We start from the raw sequence: 2,006 nt of genomic DNA on the forward strand, positions 1-2,006 counted from the left end.
AGGATGGCCGAGAAGATCGGCATTGCGATCGCGGCGGGCCTGCCAGACAGGCCTGTGTCTGGCGGTGACGGCGAAGTTGGCGCAGGTGAGACACGTGCTTTCGGTTCTCAGCACAGGATTCGGGCCACGCTCGTCGCCAAAGCAGGCAGCCGTTTCGACGCGATAGACGCAATAGCCCCAGTCGCAGACCCCAAGGCGGAGGTCGGTCTCTTCCATCAGGAAGCGGACATAAGCCTGGACATCGCCGTCGCGTGTGCGTCCGCGGAACTGCGAGCGAGCGGCGATCATGCGTCCACCCTTGCCGGCGAGTGCCGTCGCCGTCAGCACCTCTTCCAGGGCGGCGCGGGTTTCTTCCTGAGTATGCCGGTCGATCAGATCGTCGAGCGCGAAGTCGGTTCCGACATAGCCACGATCGGTCATGGCCCGGGTCACATGACCGAAGTGCGCCTGAAGCGCATGCAGGCCTGTGCGGTCGCGTTTGCCGACGAAGCGGGCAAACGTCTTGCGGCCCTGATGCGTGTTCAGATGCCAGGGCTCGCCCTCGTGGTCCGGCAGGCCGATGAACGGCGCAAACAGATCATTCAGCCGCCTTATGATCGTGGAGCCGACGGGGAGGTCAATGCGGGCGGCAGGACCGACCAACCCGTTGCTGGCCATCACCAGGAAGAGATCGTCTCGTCCGCTTTGGGCCCGGAGGCGGGCGGTCAGCCGCTCCATGACCACGACAGCCCGCTCGACGGGTGCCGGCGCAACCCAGCGATGGGCTTCGCCATCGATGCCACGCGCCGTCTTGTAAATCCGCCCGACGAGATAGGCGAAGCTCTCGCTGCCGTCGTCGGCAGGATGCTGCTCGATGCAGCCGACCTGAAGGCCGAGGATCTCCGAGATCCGGGCGCCGACCAGATAGCTGACCACCACAAAGCAGGCGTCGTAAATGCGATCGGCGACATAGCGCAGCTGCTTGGTGCTGGTGACCGGCGCCTCGTGCCAGGCAGCTTCCTCCCCAGGCAGTGTCGCGAAGGTGAACGGCGCGATTGCGTCGGTCACGATGAAGCCGGCCTTCGTCTGGCTGATCCCGTTAGCGAGCGCATGGTCATAGACGGACTGCGCCTGGGCCTGCAGAGCGATGACGTCGTCGGCCGGCGTCCCGATCAGCCGCAGCGCCGCCGAGACCAGGGGCACGGCGATCGCGTCCGGCGTATAAGGCAGCCACCCCCGGTCGCGGCGAACGAACGGCGGCGCGATCCCCGGGAATGGATCGGCGATCGCCACTTCCGGGAACTTTGCTCCCTGCAGATAAAGGCGCGTCAGCAGATTGGCGTGGTTTTGCAGCGTGGTGCTCTTCAGCGGCTTACCCGGCTTGCGGCCCGGACGCTGCGCCATCGCCGTCATAAACCGGTCGCAGGCGTCGCGGTCGAGATCGGCAAAGCACCGATATCCCTGCGCCGCCATCCAGCGGATCAGCATCCGCAACCTATTGAAGACGGAGACGATCGTCATTTCATGAGCGTTGCGGTACCCAGGAGGCGGGTCGAGCTTCAGGCTCCACAGGAACAGCTTCGCCGCCTCTCGCCAGTCAGCCCATCGCGGATCACTGAACCGGCTGTCGTCAGCAAGAACAAAACTCCAGTCGAGCGAGAAGTCAGCTCGGTTGCTGCCAGGGCGACGCCCGTCGAGATGCCAGACCTGATCCAACCACACCGAGCGTGTCGAGATCCGAAGCGGCGCACGTGCTTCGGCGGGAAGAGGGAATGCCGTGGAAGCCGTCATCGCTCACTCCAGCGGCGGAAGCGGTGCGAGGGCCAGCATTCGTTGATCGGCATCACCTCGCAGTGTTTGCGGGAAGTCCGGCAGGATGTCGTCGACCAAGATGCGCAGGCTCGGCGCATACAGGAGCTCGAAGCGACGCGGATCAATGCGTTCACGCGCCCGCTCCAGTTCGCCGATCGCCTGAAGGATGCGCGCCATGTGCTCCACATTGATCGGTATGACCAGTCCCGGGCAGC

General features: G+C 64.8%; 2 protein-coding genes. Both read right to left on the minus strand.

Going from position 1 to position 2,006, the window contains the following annotated elements; genetic code table 11:
* Positions 1-1,770 (minus strand): hypothetical protein (locus NKJ21_RS27280; RefSeq protein WP_254733405.1); only part of this gene is annotated, 1,770 nt, incomplete at its 3' end.
* Between the two features lie 3 nt (positions 1,771-1,773).
* Positions 1,774-2,006 (minus strand): hypothetical protein (locus NKJ21_RS27285; RefSeq protein ID WP_254733407.1); only part of this gene is annotated, 233 nt, incomplete at its 5' end.

Source organism: Klebsiella sp. SWET4 (assembly GCF_024296565.1).
GTDB classification, from domain to species: Bacteria; Pseudomonadota; Gammaproteobacteria; order Enterobacterales; family Enterobacteriaceae; genus Klebsiella; species Klebsiella variicola.